Raw genomic sequence first — 17,203 nt, forward strand, 5'->3', positions numbered from 1 at the left:
CGCCCGGCACGTACGGCGGCTCCGGCAGCGGAGGCCCGGGGGTGATCCCCCGCCGCAGCTGCGTCTCCACGAAGTTGATGCCGACATGGGCCGCTCCATGACGGCGGCTCGCCGCGACTCACCGGTCGGGTTCGGCGGCGGGGGTGAGGGTGGCGGTGCGGAGGGTCGTCAGGGTGAGGGCGAGGACCAGGGCGAGGACGGCGCTGACCGTCCCGTAGGCGACGATCGCCGGGCCCGGGGCCAGGTAGCGGCCGAGGGCTCCGGCGCCGAGCGAGCCGATGGCGGTCCCGCCGGTCTCCTGCGCCGCCCACAGGGAGTTGACGCGGCCCAGGTGCGAGTCGGGGGTGTGCGACTGGATGAGGCCGTACCGCAGGATCTCCTCGACGGACGCGGCGAACCCGTACCCGAACAGGATCGCGACGGCGAGCGCCGGATGGCGCGCCAGGCCGGTGCACGCCAGCAGGACGAACCCGGCGACCGACGCCGCGAGCAGCGCGAGGCCGGGCGCCCGGACGGAGCCCGCCCAGCCGCTGGTGACGGAGGCGAGGACCGCGCCGCACGCGGGCGCGGCGTACAGCAGCCCGACCGTGGACGGGCCGCCGCCGAGGCCGTGCTCGGCGAACGCCGGCATGAGCACCGGGATGCCGCCCGCGACCATGAACAGCAGGCCGAGCAGCATCAGCGACCCGACGACGCGGTGGGAGGCGACGAACCGCAGCCCGCCGCCGATCGACCTCAGCGGGTGGCCCTCGGCGTCGTCCTGCCCGTCCGCCCCGCCCGCCCCGTCCGGCCCGCCGGCGCGGGCGGGTTCGAGCGGCGGCAGCGACGTCAGCAGGCCGAGGGTGCCGAGGGTGCCGGCCGCGGCCGCCGCGTAGTTCCAGCCGACGCCGAACGCCGACACGACGAGGCCGCCGAGCGCGGGCGACAGCATCGACCCGAGCCGGACCGTCAGCGCGTTCAGCGCGCCCGCCGCGACGAGCCTGTCCGGGCCGGCGAGCGCGGGCGTCGCGGCGAGCAGCGCGGTGATCGCGACGCCGGTGGCGAGCCCGTCCCACGCGGCCAGGACGTACAGCGCGGCGGACGACGGGGACGGCAGGAACGCGTTCAGGGCGAGCAGCGCGAACGCGATCCCGGAGGCGGTGCGGGCGCGCAGCATCAGCCGCCGCCGGTCCCGCCGGTCGGCGAGCACGCCGCCCCACAGGAACCCGGCCAGCAGCGCGAGGCCCTCGGCGGCCGACACGGCGCCGACCTGCACGGTGGAGCCGGTCAGGTCGTAGACCTGCACGGGGACGGAGACGGCCAGCATGCCGATCCCGAAGACCGAGACGGTGCGGGCGATGAACACGTTGCGGAACGGCCGGCTGTCGCGCAGCGGGCCGACGTCCAGGGCGAGGCGCCGGGGCATCGTCGGGGGTTCTCCTCGGAAGGGGGAGTGAGTAAGGTAAGCCTATCCTTAGTTGATCGTGAGAGAAGGGCCCTCCCGGTGCAGCGCACGCTGATGAACGGAAAGATCCACCGAGCGACCGTGACCCAGGCCGACCTGCACTACGTGGGATCGCTGACGATCGACGCCGAGCTGATGGAGGCCGCCGGCATCGCCGAGGGGGAGCAGGTCCACCTCGTCGACATCGACAACGGCTCCCGCCTGGTCACCTACGCCATCACCGGCGAGGCGGGCAGCGGGGTCGTCGGCGTGAACGGCGCGGCGGCCCGCCTCGTCCAGCCCGGCGACCTCGTCATCGTCATCACCTACGCCGCCCTCGACGACGCCGAGGTGGCCGCCCATAAGCCGCGCGTCGTGCACGTCGACGCCGCGAACCGGATCGTGGCGCTCGGCTCCGACCCCGCCGCGCCCGTCCCCGGCGCTCCCGCCCAGCTCGCCGGGCGCTGAGCCATGCCGGACACCGCTCCGGCCGTCATGGACGGCTTCACCCCCTGGCCCGCCCACCTCGAACGGCGCTACAAGGCGGAGGGCTACTGGAAGGACCGCGTCCTCGGCGACGTCCTGCGCGGCGACCCGGACCGGACCGCGCTCGTCGCCGGCGGGGACCGCCTCACCTACGCCGTCCTCGACCGCCGCGCCAAGCGGACCGCCGCCGGATTCCTGCGGCTGGGCGTCCGCCGCGGCGACCGCGTCATCGTCCAGCTGCCCAACACCACCGGCTTCGTCGTGGCGTTCCTGGCGCTCGTGCGGATCGGCGCGGCACCCGTCCTCGCGCTGCCCGCGCACCGCGAGAGCGAGATCCGGTACCTGTGCGAGCTGGCCGAGTCCCGCGCCTACGTGTGCGGCGAGACGGACGGCGGCTTCGACTACCGCGCGATGGCCCGGACGCTGCCCGTCGAGCACGTCGTCGTGGACGGCGACGCCCAGGAGTTCACCGCCCTCGCCGACCTGGACGCCGAGCCCGCGGAGTACCCGCGCCCCGATCCCGCCGACGTCGGCGTCCTGCTGCTGTCGGGCGGCACGACGGGGCTGCCGAAGCTGATCCCCCGGACGCACCGCGACTACGTCTACAACCTGGAGGCCAGCGCCGAGCTGTGCGGCTTCACCCGCGACACGGTCTACCTCGTGGTGCTGCCCGCCGCGCACAACTTCGCGCTCGCGTGCCCCGGGCTGCTCGGCGCGTTCGCGACCGGCGGGACGGTGGTGCTGGCCCCGTCCGGGGCGCCGGACGACGCGTTCCCGCTCATCGAGCGCGAGCGGGTCACCGCCTGCGCGGCCGTCCCGCCGATCGCGCTGCTGTGGCTGGACGCGGCCGCCTGGTCCGAGGACGACCTGTCGTCCCTGGAGCTCCTGCAGGTCGGCGGCGCGAAGCTGGCCGCCGAGCGCGCGGCGGAGGTTCCGGGCGTGCTCGGCTGCCGCGTCCAGCAGGTGTTCGGGATGGCGGAGGGGCTGCTGAACTTCACCCGCCTCGACGACCCGCCCGACCTGGTGGAGCGGACGCAGGGCCGCCCGCTGTCCCCGGCCGACGAGATCCGGATCGTGGACGGCGACGGCGGGACGGTCGCGCCCGGCGAGGTCGGCGAGCTGCTCACCCGCGGCCCGTACACGCTGCGCGGCTACTACCGGGCGCCCGCCCACAACGCCCGCGCGTTCACGCCCGACGGCTACTACCGCACCGGCGACCTCGTCCGCGAGCTGCCGTCCGGGCACCTGGTCGTGGAGGGCCGCGAGAAGGACCAGATCAACCGGGGCGGCGACAAGGTGTCCGCCGAGGAGCTGGAGGACCACCTCCTCGCCCACCCGGCGGTCCACGACGCGGCCGTCGTCGGCGTCCCCGACCCGATGATGGGGGAGCGGACCTGCGCGTTCCTTGTCCTGCGCGACGCGGCGAAGGCCGCGCCGCCGACGCTGCGCGACGTCAAGGACTTCCTCCGCGACCGCGGCCTGGCCGCCTACAAGTGGCCCGACCGCCTGGAGACCGCCGACGCCTTCCCCCGCACCCCGGTCGGGAAGGTCAGCAAGAAGGCGCTGGCCGCCCGCCTGCGTGAGGGAACCGCGCGTTAGCGAAGAGGCGCGCCGTCCTCGCGGAGACCTCCGCGCGGGCGGCGCGCCGCATGCGGGGCCGGTCAGGCGAGAGGGACGACGTACGGGGAGATGCTCGACAGCTTCTCGCAGGTCTCCTCGTACTCGCGGTCGGGCGTCGAGCCGTTGACGATGCCGGCGCCGGCGCGCAGCCACGCCCGCCCGTCCTGGCTGTAGAGCGCGCGCAGGACGAGCGCCGAGTCGAGCGCGCCGGTGTGCGACACGGCGACGACCGCGCCCGCGTACAGGCCGCGGCGCTCCTCCAGCCCGCCGATCGCCTCGATCGCGTCGGCCTTCGGGATGCCGGAGGCCGTCACGCCGGGGAACAGCGCGTCCAGCGCGTCCCAGCAGGTGCGGCCGGGCGCGAGGACGCCGCCGACGCTGGAGCCGAGGTGCTGGACGCTGCCGCGCTCCTTCACCGTCATGAACCCGGTGACGTGGACGGAGTCCGGATCGCACACCCGGTACAGCTCCTCCTGCGACGTCCGGACCGACACGGCGTGCTCGAAGATCTCCTTCGGGTCGGTCTCCAGCTCCCGGCGGGTCCGCGCGTCGGCGTCGCCGCCGAACCCGAACGCGCGGGTGCCGGCGAGCGGCTGCGTCATGACGCGCCCGTCCTCGTCCACGCTCGCGAGGACCTCGGGGCTGAACCCAGTGGCCTGGAACCCGCCGAGGTCGAGCAGGAACGACCGCGCGGGGGTGTTCGCGGCCCGGCCGCGCGCGTAGGTGGCGGCGACGTCGACCGGGTACGGGACGTCCAGCCGCCGGGACACGATGACCTTCTGGTACCGGCCCGCGGCGATGTCGCCGACGGCGCGGGCGACGCGCGCGCGGTAGGCGTCGCCGCCCTGCCGCACGTCCACCGGCGACGGCTCCGCGGTGCGGGCCGGGACGTCCGCCGCCAGCAGGTCCGCGACGCGTTCGACCTCGCGGGGGTCGGTGCCGGCCACGCGGGCCTCGCCGTCCTCGACGGTGACCTCGACGCGCGGGACGACGAGATGCGCGAGGCGCCCGGACGGGCTCGCCGAGGCGAACTCGAAGGCGATCCACCCGTAGGCGTTCCAGGCCGGGAGCGGCGCGGCGGCGAACGCCTCGCGCAGCGCGGCGGCGGGCCGGCCGCCATAGGGCGCCGTCACCGGCTCCCGGTCGGGCCAGCGGGCGTGCACGGCGCCGGCGTCGAGGACGACCTCGCCGAGGACGCCGCCGGCGAACGTCCACCGGCCGGGCCGCTCGTAGACGACGTGGTCGGTGAAGAGGCCGGATCCGGCCAGCCGGGTCATCAGGTCGAGCGGTGCGCGGGCGGCCTCGACCACCCGTTCCGTGGGCTTCTCGTCAGTGCGCAGACCGGGGGACAAGGCAGTGGGCTCCCTTTGGGTGACGAAGTCCGACTGTGTCGTGATTCGAGTCGAACTTAGGTAAGGCTAACCTTGTGCGATTTTCATAGGCAAGGCTAACCTAACTTCCGCTGATCAAGCCGACGACGAAAGAGCTGAGGCGTGCAGGAGCGGACGACGACGACGGCGCAAGGCGCTCGACTGCGGCGCGAACTGATGCGGCGGATGATGGCGGAGGCCGGGCTCCCGGGGGACGGGCGCGGACCCGGCGCCGGACGCCCCGCCCCGCGCGCGGCCGGCGGCCCCGCCCCCCTGTCCTACGCGCAGCAGAGCATGTGGCTGCACCACCGCGCTTTCCCGGCGAGCCCCGCCTACAACGTGTGCCTGCTCGTGCGGATGTCCGGGCCGCTCGACACCGCCGCGCTCCGCGAGGCGCTGCGCGGCCTCATCCGGCGCCACGCCGTCCTGCGCACCGTGTACGCCGACGGGCCCGGCGAGACCGCCGTCCAGATCGTCACCGGCGACGACGCGCTCGACCTCGCCCCGCTCGACCGCGCCGACCCCGACGCGCGCGCCGCGGAACTCGCGGCGACGCCGTTCGACCTGCGCGCGGAACGGCCCGTCCGGCTGGAACTGCTGCGCACCGGCCCGGACGAGCACGCGCTGGTCCTGGTCGTCCACCACATCGCCTGGGACGGCATGACCTGGGGCTCGATCTCGCGCGACCTGTCGGCCCTGTACCGCGCGGCCGTGACCGGCGAGCCGGACGGCCTCCCCGCGCTGGACGTGCAGTACGCCGACTTCGCCGACTGGGAGCAGAAGCGGCCCCTCGCCGAGGACGACCTGGCGTACTGGCGCGCCCGGCTCGACCCGCCGCCCGCGCCGCTCGACCTGCCCGCCGACCGGCCGCGCACCGCCGCCGCGTCCGAGCGCGGCGGCCGGCGCGCCCGCCGCTTCGGCGACGACGTCACCGAGGGCCTCGCCCGGCTCGCCAAGGAGGAGAACGTCACCCCGTACACGGTGATGCTCGCCGCCTACTCCGCCCTGCTGCACCGCTACACCGGCTCCGCCGACGTGGCGGTCGGGTCGTCGGTGATGAACCGCGAGCACGCCGAGGTCGAGCGGCTCGCCGGCAACTTCGGCAACACCCTCGTCATGCGGACGGACCTGTCCGGCGCGCCGACGTTCCGCGAGGCGCTGCGCCGCACCGGGCGGACGGTGACCGACGCCTTCGCGCACCAGTCCCTGCCCTACGACGCGCTCGTCCGCGAGCTGCGGCCCGCGCGCGGCCGCGGCCGCTCCCCGTTCTTCGACACCATGCTGCTGTTCCTCGCCCAGGAGATCGGCGAGCTGGAGCTGCCGGGCCTCACCACGTCCTGGACGCACGTCCACAACGGCATGACGCACTTCGACCTGTCGCTGGAGGCGTTCGTCCGGCCGCGGGGCATGACGGTCGAGGCCACCTTCCGCCGCGAGCTGTTCGACGACGCGCGCATCGACGCCCTCCTCCGCCACTTGGAGACGCTGCTGCGCGACGCGATCGCCGACCCGGACCGCCCGGTCCGCGCGCTCGCGCTCATGGACGCCGAAGAGGCGGCCCGGCTGGAGGCGCCCAACGCCACCGACCGGGACGTCGCGGCGACCGGCGTCGCCGCGCTGTTCGCCGAGCAGGCGGCCCGGACGCCCGCCGCGCCCGCCGTCCAGACCGAGTCCGGGGACGTCCTCACCTACGCCGAGCTGGACCGGCGGTCGTCGGCGCTGGCCCGCGCGCTGCGCGCCCGCGGCGCCGGGCCGGACGCCGTCGTCGCGCTCGCGCTGCCGCGCACCGCGGACCTCGTGACGGCGGTCCTCGCCGTGCTGAAGTCGGGCGCCGCCTACCTGCCGCTCGACCCGGACCATCCGCGCGACCGCGTCGCCTACATGCTGGAGGACGCGGGCGCGCTCTGCGCCGTCGCGGCACCGGAGACGGCCGGCCTGCTCCCGGACGGCGCGGACGTCCTCATCGTTGAAAGCGCCCTCCTCGACGGCGCCCCTGACGCGGACGGTCCCGCCCCGGTCACCGCCGAGCCGGACCCCGACGACCTCGCCTACGTCATCTACACCTCCGGCTCGACGGGCCGCCCCAAGGGCGTCGCCGTCCCGCACCGCGCCCTGGCGAACCTCGTCGCGCGGATGCGGGCCGAGCACCCGCTCGGCCCCGGCGACCGGTGGGCCGCGGTGACGACGATCGCGTTCGACATCGCGACGCTGGAGGTCTGCCTCCCGCTGCTCGCCGGTGCGACGGTCGTCCTCGCGTCGCGGGAGACCGTCCGGGACCCGGCGGCACTGGCCCGCCTCCTCCGCCGCGACGTCACGCACCTGCAGGCCACCCCGTCGCTGCTCGGCTCCCTCGACCCGGCCGCGCTCGACGGGCTCCGGATCATCACCGGCGGCGAGGCGCTCCCCGCCGCGCTCGCGCGGGAGCTGACCGCGCGCGCCCGCGCCGCCGCCAACATGTACGGGCCGACCGAGACGGCCGTCTACGCGACGGCCGCCGACCTGCCGGAACCCGGCATCGGCCGCTCGCTGTGGAACACCCGGGCCCGCATCCTCGACGCGTCGCTGCGACCCGTCCCGGCGGGCGTTCCCGGGGAGCTGTACCTGTCGGGAGCTCAGCTCGCCCGCGGCTACGTCGGCCGCCCCGACCTGACGGCGGAGCGGTTCGTCGCCGACCCGTACGGCCCGCCCGGCACCCGCATGTACCGGACCGGCGACCTCGCCCGGTGGACGCGGGACGGCTCCGTCGAGTACCTCGGCCGCACCGACGACCAGGTGAAGATCCGCGGCTTCCGGATCGAGCCCGGCGAGGTGCAGGCCGTGCTCGCGGCGCTGCCCGGCGTCGCCCGCGCGGCCGTCGTCGTCCGCGAGGACCGGCCGGGCGACCCCCGCCTCGCCGGCTACTACGTCGCCGGCCCCGGCGCGCCCGCCGAGGACGGCCTGCGCGCCGCGCTCGCCGCCGAGCTGCCCGCCTACATGGTCCCGGGCGCGCTCGTCCGCCTCGACGCGCTGCCGATGACCGTCAACGGCAAGCTCGACCGCCGCGCGCTCCCCGCGCCCGGCGCGCTCGCGGACGGTCGGGAGCCGCGCGACGCCCGCGAGGCCGCGCTGTGCGCGCTGTTCGCCGAGCTGCTCGGGTACGAGCGGGTCGGCGTCGACGACGACTTCTTCGCGCTCGGCGGCCACTCGCTGCTCGCCGCGAAGCTCGCCGCCCGCGTCCGCACCGTCCTGGACGCGGAGTTCTCCATCGCCGACGTGTTCGAGGCGCCGACCGTCGCCGCCCTCGCCCCGCGCCTGGTGGCGCGGCACGGCGCCCGCGTCCGGGACGTGGAGCGGCCGCGGCCCGTCCCGGCGTCCGCGGCGCAGCGCGGCATGTGGCTGGAGGAGCGGCTGCGCGGACCGTCGGCGTCCTACGCCCTGCCGTTCGGCCTCCGGCTCACCGGCGCCCTCGACCCGGCCGCGCTGCGCGCCGCGTTCGCCGACGTCGTCGCCCGGCACGAGGCGCTGCGGACGCTGCTGGTCGAGGGCGACGACGGCCTGCCCGTCCAGCGGATCCTGGACCCCGGCACGCCGGTGGACCTCACCGTCGCGGACGCCCGCGCCGAGAGCCCGGAGCGCCGCGCGGCCACCGAGCGCGACGCGGCGTCGCACGTCTTCGACATCGGCGCCGACCTGCCCGTCCGCGGCACTCTCGTCCGCACCGGCGACGAGGAGTGGTCGCTGACCCTGCTGCTGCACCACGCGGCGGCCGACGAGTGGTCGTTCACGCCGCTGCTCGCGGACCTCGCCCGCGCCTACGAGGCCCGCCGCGCCGGGGAGGCGCCCGGCTGGGAACCGCTGCCCGTCCAGTACGCCGACTACGCCGCGTGGGAGCGCGAGACCTCCGCCGACCTCTCCGAAGGGCTCGACCACTGGGAGCGGACGCTCTCCGGGCTCCCGCAGGAGACCGTGCTGCCGTTCGACCGGCCGCGCCCGGCCGAGCCGAGCCACCGCGGCGGCCTCGTCCCGTTCCGGCTCCCGGCCGCCGGGGCGCGGCGGCTCGCCCGCGCGACCGGCACCAGCGTGTTCATGGTCCTGCACGCCGCCGTCGCCGCGCTGCTCCAGCGGTCCGGCGCGGGCGACGACATCGCGCTCGGCACGCCCATCGCCGCGCGCGCCGACGAGGACCTCGCCGGGCTGGTCGGCGTGTTCGTCAACCCGCTCGTGCTGCGCACCGACCTGTCCGGCGACCCCGCGTTCACCGAGCTGCTGGAGCGGGTCCGCGCCGCCGACCTCGCCGCGTTCTCGCACGCGGACGTCCCGTTCGAGCGCGTGGTCGAGCGCCTCGCGCCGGAGCGGTCGCTGGCGCGCAACCCGCTGTTCCAGGTGATGATCGTGCACCAGCGGCTGGACGACGTCCGGCTCGCGCTGCCGGGCGTGCGCGCCGAGCCGTTCCTGCCCGCGACCGGCGGCGTCAAGTTCGACCTCGACCTGTACTTCGCCGAAGGCCCCGCCCGCACGGGCGGGGACACGGGCGGGGCGGACGAGATCGAGGGGTTCGCCGCCTACGCCGAGGACCTCTTCGACGCCGCCACGGTCGAGGGCCTCCTGGACGACCTCGCCCGCCTCCTCGACCAGGTCACCGAGGATCCCGGCTGCCGCCTGTCCGCCCTCGGCGCGCCCGTCGCGCACCCGGACACGGCCCGCGACCTGCCGGTCCGGACGGTCGCGGAACTGGTCGAGGCGCAGGCCGCGCGGACCCCGGACGCCACCGCCCTGGTGTTCGGCGGCACCGCGACCACCTACGCCGAACTGGACCGCCGCGCCGAGGCCCTCGCCGACCGGCTCGCGGCGGCCGGCGCGGGACCCGAACGCGTCGTCGGCATCGCCCTGCCGCGCTCCGACGCGTTCGCGGTCGCGCTGCTGGCCGTCCTCAAGACCGGCGCGGCCTGCCTGCCGATCGACCTGGCCTACCCGCGGGCGAGGATCGACGCGATGCTGGACGCCGCCCGCCCGCTGCTCGTCCTCGGGCGCGACGAGCCGCCCCTCGACGCGCCGCCCCGGGAACGCCCCGACGTCCGGCCCGGCCACCTCGCCTACGTCGTCTTCACGTCGGGCTCGACCGGCGCGCCCAAGGCCGTCGCGGGCACGCAGGAGGCCCTCGCCAACCGGCTCGCGTGGGGCGCCGGCCTCACCGCCCCCGGCGTCCGCGTCGCCAAGAGCTCTCCCGCGTTCATCGACGGGACCACCGAGCTGCTCGGCGGCCTCGTCGCGGGCGACACGGTCGTGATCGCCGACGACGCCACCGCGGCCGACGCCGTCGCGCTCGGCGACTTCATCGAACGGCACGGCGTGCGGACGGTCACGCTGGTCCCGAGCCTGCTCGCCGCGCTGGTGGAGCGCGGCCTGCCGCCGTCCGTCACGACCTGGATCAGCAGCGGCGAGGCGCTGCCCGCCGCCCTCGCGGCGCGGGTCCCCGCCCGGCTCGTCGACCTCTACGGCTGCTCCGAGGCCGCCGGGGACAGCCTGATCGCGGAGGGCGGAGGACTCGCCCCGATCGCCAACACCCGCGCGTACGTCCTGGACGCCGCGCTCCGCGAGGTGCCCGCCGGCGAGCTGTACCTCGCGGGCGACGGCCTCGCGCGCGGCTACCTCGGCGACCCGGCCCGCACCGCCGAGCGGTTCGTCGCGAACCCGTTCGGCCCGCCCGGCTCCCGCCTCTACCGCACCGGCGACCGGGTCCGGCGCCGCCGCGACGGCGGCCTGGACTTCCTCGGCCGCGCCGACGACCAGATCTCGCTGCGCGGGTTCCGGATCGAGCCGGGCGAGGTCGAGGCGGCCCTGACCGCGCAGGACGGCGTCCGCCGCGCCGCCGTCGCCGTGCACGGGACGCGCCTGGTCGGCTACGTCACCGGCGACGCCGAGGCCGGCGCCGTGCTCGACGGGCTCCGCTCGCGCCTGCCCGCCCACCTCGTCCCGGCCGAGGTGGTGGTGCTGGACGAGCTGCCGGCCACCCCGAACGGCAAGACCGACCGGCGGGCGCTGCCCGAGCCGGGACGGCCCGCCGCCGGGCGCGCCCCCGCGACGGAGGCCGAGCGCGTCCTCGCGGGCCTCGCCGCCGCCGTCCTCGGCCGCGACGCGGTCGGCGCGGACGACGACTTCTTCCGCTCCGGCGGCGACAGCATCGGCGCGGCCCTGCTCGTCGCGCGCGCCCGCCGCGCCGGGCTGTCGTTCACCGTCCGCGACGTGTTCCGGCTCCGGACGGTCGAGGCGCTCGCGCGGGCCGCCGGCACTCCGGCGCCCGTGGCCGCCGCCCAGGACGAGAACGCCGGCGAGCTGCCGCTGTCGCCGCTCCAGGAGGGCCTGCTCTTCCACCTGATGATTGCGGGCGAGGGCCGCGACATCTACGTGCAGCAGGCCGTGGTGTCGCTGTCCGGCCCCGTCGACCCGGCACGGATGGCGGACGCGGCGCACGCCGTCCTGGAGAAGTTCCCCAACCTGCGGGCCGGGTTCCGTACCGAAGGCGACCGCGCCGTCCAGTTCGTGCCGGACGCATGGGAGACGCCCTGGACGCACGCCGAAGTCTCGGGTGAGGACGGCCTCGACGCGTTCGTCGACGCGCAGCGCGCCGAGCCGTTCGACCCGGCCGCGCCGCCGCTGATCCGGTTCGCGCTCGCGAGCCTCGGCGGGCACGACCACCGGCTCGTCCTGACGTCCGAGCTGATCCTGCTGGACGGCTGGTCCGGCGGCCTGCTCGTCACCTCGCTGCTGAACGCCTACACCGACGCCGCCGCCGAGGCCGCCCGGCCGGTCCCGCCGTTCCGCGCCTACCTGGACTGGATCGGCCGGCAGGACCGCGACGCCGCCGTGCACGCCTGGCGCCGCGCCCTCGACGGCTTCGACGAGCCGGCGCTCGTCCGTCCCGGCCTGGCCGGCCGCCCCGCCGACCCCGCCGCGGCGGGCGAGGTGCACCGGGCGCTGCCCGCCGGGCTCGCCGACCGGCTCCACGCGGTCGCGCGCGACCACGGCGTCACCCCCGGCACCCTCTTCGAGACGGCGTGGGGCCTGACGCTGATGGCGATGACCGGCCGCGACGACGTCGTGTTCGGCGCCTCCGTCTCCGGCCGCCACCCGGACGTGGACGGCGTGGAGTCCATGGTCGGCCTGCTGTTCAACACCGTCCCGATCCGCGTGCAGGCCGGCCCCTCCGACCCGGTGGCCGGGGTGCTCGGACGGGTCCAGGCGGCGCAGTCGGAGCTGTTCGACCACTCCTACGTCGCGCTCGCCGACGTGCAGCGCGCCACCGGCCTCGGGACGCTGTTCGACACCCTGTTCGTCTTCCAGAACTTCCCCGGCATGCCCACGGGCCGCGGGTTCGGGCCGGACGGGGCCCTGCGCGTCACCGGGCGCGAGGTCCGCGACGCCACCCACTACCCGCTGACCGTGGTCGTCGACCCGGGCGCCGCCCTCCGCGTCATGTACCGGGGCGACGCGTTCACCGAGTCGGAGGCCGAGCGCGTCACCGACCGGTACGTGCGGGTCCTCGCGCAGATCGCCGACGCGCCCGGAGCGCCGTGCCACCGGCTCGACCCGCTGCTTCCCGAGGAACGCGAACGCCTGCGGCGCGACCGGGACGAGGCGTGGCACCCCGTCCCCGAGCAGACCGTCGCCGAGCTCCTCGCCGAACGCGCCGCGGAGCGTCCCGGCGACACCGCGCTCGTCTCGCTGCCGGACGTCCGCCTCACCTACGGGGAGCTGAACGCCGAGGTCAACCGTCTCGCGCGGCTGCTCCTGGCGAACGGGGCCGGCCCGGAGCGCGTCGTCGCGCTGGCCCTGCCGCGCTCCGCCGAGATGGTCGTCGCGCTGTTCGCCGTGCTGCGCACCGGCGCCGCGTACCTGCCGCTCGAACTCGACCTCCCGGCGGACCGGCTCGACTACATGATCGCGGACGCGTCCCCGGCGGTGCTCGTCTCGCACCGCGACATCGCCGGCGGCCTCGCGTTCACCGGGACCGCCCTCGCCCTGGACGACCCCGGCACCGCGCGGGCGCTCGCCGCACTGCCCGGTACCGGCGTCGAACCCGGCGAGCTGCGCGGCTTCGCGCCCGGCACCCCCGGACGCCTCGACCACCCCGCCTACGTGATCTACACGTCGGGCTCGACGGGCCGCCCGAAGGGCGTCGTCACCCCGTACCGGGGCCTGACGAACATGCAGTTGAACCACCGCGCGAACATCTTCGACCCGGTGGTGCGGGCGGCGGGGCGGCGGCTGCGGATCGCGCACACGGTGTCGTTCTCCTTCGACATGTCGTGGGAGGAACTGCTGTGGCTCATCGAGGGCCACGAGGTCCACGTCTGCGACGAGGACCTGCGGCGCGACGCCGAGGCGCTCACCGCCTACCTGCGCGAGCACCGCGTCGACGTCATCAACGTGACCCCCACCTACGCCCAGCAGCTGCTGGACGAGGGGCTCCTCGACGGCGGGCACCGGCCGCCGCTCGTCCTGCTCGGCGGCGAGGCCGTCCCCGCGTCCGTCTGGGACCGGCTCGCCGAGGCGGACGGCGTCCTCGGCTACAACCTGTACGGCCCCACCGAGTACACGATCAACACGCTCGGCGGCGGCACCGGGGACAGCGCCACCCCCACGGTCGGCAAGCCGATCTGGAACACCCGCGCCCACGTCCTCGACGCGTGGCTGCGGCCCGTCCCGCCCGGCGCTCCCGGCGAGCTGTACATCGCGGGCGCCGGGCTGGCCCGCGGCTACCTCGGCCGCCCCGACCTGACCGCCGAGCGCTTCGTCGCCGACCCGTTCACCGGCGGCCGCATGTACCGGACGGGCGACCTCGTCCGCGTCCGCGAGGACGGGAACATCGACTTCCTCGGCCGCACCGACGACCAGGTGAAGATCCGCGGGTACCGCGTCGAGCTCGGCGAGATCGAGGCCGCGCTCGCCGCCGAGCCCGGTGTCGGGCAGGCCGCCGTCGTCGCCGCGGACTCCGGCGTCCCCGGCGTCCGGCGCATCATCGGGTACGTCGTCCCGGACGGGACCCGTGACGGCGCCGCCGACGAGCAGCTCGCCGAGTGGCGGCAGATCTACGACGCCGAGTACATCGAGGTCGGCACGGTCGTGCACCACGAGGCGTTCGCCGGCTGGGACAGCAGCTACGACGGCGTGCCGATCCCGCTCGCCGAGATGCGCGAATGGCGGGACACGACCGTCGACCGGATCCGCGCGCTGCGGCCCCGCCGGGTCCTGGAGATCGGCGTCGGAGCCGGCCTGCTGCTCACCCGGCTGGCCCCGGAATGCGAGGAGTACTGGGGGACGGACTTCTCCGAGCCCGTCATCGCCAAGCTGCGCGCCGACCTCGGCCCGGACTCGCCCGTCCGGCTGAGCCACCGCCCCGCCCACGACACCGGGGGCCTTCCCGAAGCGCACTTCGACACGATCGTGATCAACTCGGTCGTCCAGTACTTCCCCGGCGCCGGCTACCTCGAAGACGTCGTCGCCAAGGCGATGCGGCTGCTCGCCCCCGGCGGACGGCTCTTCGTCGGCGACGTCCGCGACCTGCGGACGATCCACGCCTTCCACGCCGCGATCCGGCTCGGACGCGGCGACACCGACCTCCGCGCCGTCGAGCGCGCCGTGCGGATGGAGAAGGAACTCCTCCTCGACCCGGCCTTCTTCACCGCCCTGGACGGCCCCGCGCGCGTGGACGTCCTCACCAAGCGGGGCGTCCACCACAACGAGCTGACCCGCCACCGCTACGACGCCGTCCTCTGGAAGCCCGGACCGGACGTCCCGCCGGTTCCCGAGACGCCCGCCGTGGACTGGGCCGCGCTGGACGGGCTCGACGGGCCTCCCGCCGTCCGCGCGCTGCTCGCGCTGCGCGACGGCGTGCCCGCCGACGCGGCGCGCACCGCCGCCGCCGAGTCCGCGTGGACCGGGGGACCGCTGCGCGTTACGGGCATCCCCGACGCAAGGCTGTCCGGCGAGATCGCGGCGCTGGAGGCACTGCGGGCCGGCGCGTCCCCGGACGAGGCGCGCGAGGCACTCGCCGCCGCGCCGGCGGGGATCGAACCGGAGGCACTGCGCGCGCTGTGCCCGGACGCGGTCCTGACGCCGTCCACGCGGGCCGGGTGCTACGACGCCGTCTTCGGCGGGGGAGCGGCGCACCTCCCGGCCGAGCCCGGCCGTCCGCCGTCGGCGTACGCGAACGATCCGGTGGCGGCCCGCGACCACGGCGTGCTGGGCGCCCGCGTCCGGGAGAGCCTGAAGCGGAGGCTGCCCGGCTACATGGTGCCGAGCGCCGTCGTGACGCTGGACGCGCTCCCGCTCACGGTGAACGGGAAGCTCGACCGCCGCGCCCTGCCCGACCCGGGCCGGGACGGTGCGCGCCGCGCCGGGGGCCGCCCGCCGCGCACGCCCGTCGAGCGGGTGCTGTGCACGCTGTTCGCCGAGGTGCTCGACGCGCCGGGCGCGGGAATCGACGACGACTTCTTCGACCTGGGCGGGCACTCGCTGCTCGCGACCCGGCTCGTCGGCCGTGCGCGCGCGGCGCTAGGAGCGCGGCTCGGTATCCGCGACCTGTTCGAGGCACCGACCGTGGCGGAGCTCGCCGAGCGGCTGCGCGGCGACGGCGACGAGGCGCCGCGCCCCGCCCTGGCGCCGCGGCAGCGCCCCGAGCGGGTCCCGCTGTCGCCGGCGCAGCGCCGCCTGTGGCTCCTCGACCAGCTGCTCCGCGAGGACGACGGGCCGCGCGACGCCTACCACCTGCCGCTCGCCGTCCGGCTCCGCGGCGACCTGGACCTGGCCGCCCTCGAAGCGGCGATCGGCGACGTCTCCGCGCGGCACGAGGCGCTGCGGACGGTCTTCCCCGAGCACGACGGCACGCCCTACCAGCGGATCCTCGACCCGGACGACGCCCGTCCCGTCCTGGAGGTCGCGGCGTGCGCGCCCGAGGAGGTCATCGCCCGGCCGTTCGACCTGGCGCGCGACGTCCCGCTGCGCGTCGCGGTGTTCCCGGAGGGGGAGCGGGAGCACCTGCTGCTCGCGGTCTTCCACCACATCGCCTTCGACGAGTGGTCGTTCGGGCCGTTCGCGCGGGACGTCGCCGAGGCGTACGCGGCGCGGCTGGAGGGGAGGCCGCCCGGCTGGGAGGCGCTGCCCGTCCAGTACGCCGACCACACGCTCTGGCAGGCCGAGCTGCTCGGCGACCCGCTCGATCCGGGCGGCGTCCACGCGCGGCAGCTCGCCCACTGGGTGCGGGCCCTCGCGGGCGCGTCGGAGGAGATCGCGCTGCCGGCCGACCGGCCGAGGCCCGGCACGGCGGGGCAGCGCGGCGGGACCCTCACCGCGGACCTGCCGCCCGGCCTGGCGGGGCGGCTGCGGGGCGTCGCGCGGGACGCGGGCGCCAGCGTGTTCATGGTGTGCCAGGCGGCCGTCGCGGCGCTGCTGCACCGGATGGGCGCGGGCGACGACGTCCCGCTCGGGAGCCCGGTCGCGGGCCGCACCGAGGAGGCCGCCGCGGACCTGGTCGGCTTCTTCGTCAACACGCTCGTGCTGCGCGCCGACGTGTCCGGCGAGCCGACGTTCGCCGAGCTGCTCGGCCGCGTCCGCGAGGCCGCGCTCGCCGGCCTCGCGAACCAGGACCTGCCGTTCGAGGCCGTCGTGGAGGCGCTGCGCCCGAGGCGCGTGCCGGGACGGAACCCGCTGTTCCAGGTGATGGTCGGCTACGAGAACCAGGACCCCGGCGAGGTGCGCTTCCCGGGCCTGGAGCAGCGGGAGGCGTCCTTCGGGCCGTCCGCCGCGAAGTTCGACCTGGACTTCGTCTTCCGGGAGCGCGGCGGCGACATCCGGCTGATCGTCGACTACTCCGCCGACCTGTTCGCCCGCGGCACGGTCGAGACGATGGCCGCGGGGCTGGTCGCGCTGCTGGAGACCGTCGCGGACGACCCCGGCACGCCCGTCGGTGCGCTGCCCGCCGTGCTCACCGCCCGCGCCGTCACGAAGGCGGACGCCTTGCCCGTACCCGCCGAGGTGCGGCGCGGTGACGATCGGGAGGCGGTTCTCTGCCGCATCTTCGCGGAGGAGCTCGGCGTGCCCGAGGTGGGACCCGACGACGACTTCTTCGACCTCGGCGGCCACTCGCTGCTGGCGATGCGGCTGGTGCGGCGGATCCGCCGCGAGCCCGGCTGCGCGGGCGCGCGGATCGCGGCGCTGATGGCGGCGCCGACCGTGGCGGGCCTGCTGGCCCGGCTGGACGGGGCCGGAGAGAGGGGTGAGGCGGGTCATACCCCGCAGAGCATTGATTAGTTAGGTAAGGCTAACC

Annotated in this window: 5 protein-coding genes; 3 read left to right on the plus strand and 2 right to left on the minus strand. The window is 76.3% G+C overall.

Annotated elements, in window-relative coordinates; genetic code table 11:
- Positions 1-118 precede the first annotated feature (118 nt).
- Entirely contained in the window at positions 119-1,405 is a 1,287-nt protein-coding gene (entS, locus tag ABT299_RS11345) for an enterobactin transporter EntS (RefSeq protein ID WP_500250586.1), read from the minus strand.
- Positions 1,406-1,483: 78 nt separating this feature from the next.
- Here entS and panD point away from each other — a divergent pair, with 78 nt between their 5' ends.
- Together panD and ABT299_RS11355 are read left to right on the plus strand one after the other, a co-directional pair.
- Positions 1,484-1,891, plus strand: coding sequence for an aspartate 1-decarboxylase (panD, locus tag ABT299_RS11350; protein WP_500250587.1), 408 nt, complete (start codon positions 1,484-1,486; stop codon positions 1,889-1,891).
- A 3-nt stretch (positions 1,892-1,894) separates the two neighbouring features.
- Entirely contained in the window at positions 1,895-3,508 is a 1,614-nt protein-coding gene (locus ABT299_RS11355) for a (2,3-dihydroxybenzoyl)adenylate synthase (RefSeq protein WP_500250588.1), read from the plus strand.
- Positions 3,509-3,570: 62 nt separating this feature from the next.
- On the opposite strand, the gene ABT299_RS11360 is transcribed toward ABT299_RS11355, so the two are convergent.
- Positions 3,571-4,881, minus strand: coding sequence for a salicylate synthase (locus ABT299_RS11360; protein ID WP_500250589.1), 1,311 nt, complete (start codon positions 4,879-4,881; stop codon positions 3,571-3,573).
- A gap of 141 nt (positions 4,882-5,022) precedes the next feature.
- Here ABT299_RS11360 and ABT299_RS11365 point away from each other — a divergent pair, with 141 nt between their 5' ends.
- Positions 5,023-17,187 (plus strand): amino acid adenylation domain-containing protein, encoded by a 12,165-nt coding sequence (locus tag ABT299_RS11365; RefSeq protein ID WP_500250590.1) that lies wholly within the window; start codon positions 5,023-5,025, stop codon positions 17,185-17,187.
- The last annotated feature ends 16 nt before the right edge of the window (positions 17,188-17,203 follow it).

It is taken from the genome of Spirillospora sp. NPDC000708 (assembly GCF_040299565.1).
GTDB lineage: Bacteria > Actinomycetota > Actinomycetes > Streptosporangiales > Streptosporangiaceae > Spirillospora.

What these genes read in the sequence shown, in the direction of transcription:
- entS (WP_500250586.1), bottom strand. Translation starts at nt 1,405, where the DNA reads ATGCCCCGGCGCCTCGCCCTGGACGTCGGCCCGCTGCGCGACAGCCGG.
- ABT299_RS11355 (WP_500250588.1), top strand. Translation starts at nt 1,895, where the DNA reads ATGCCGGACACCGCTCCGGCCGTCATGGACGGCTTCACCCCCTGGCCC.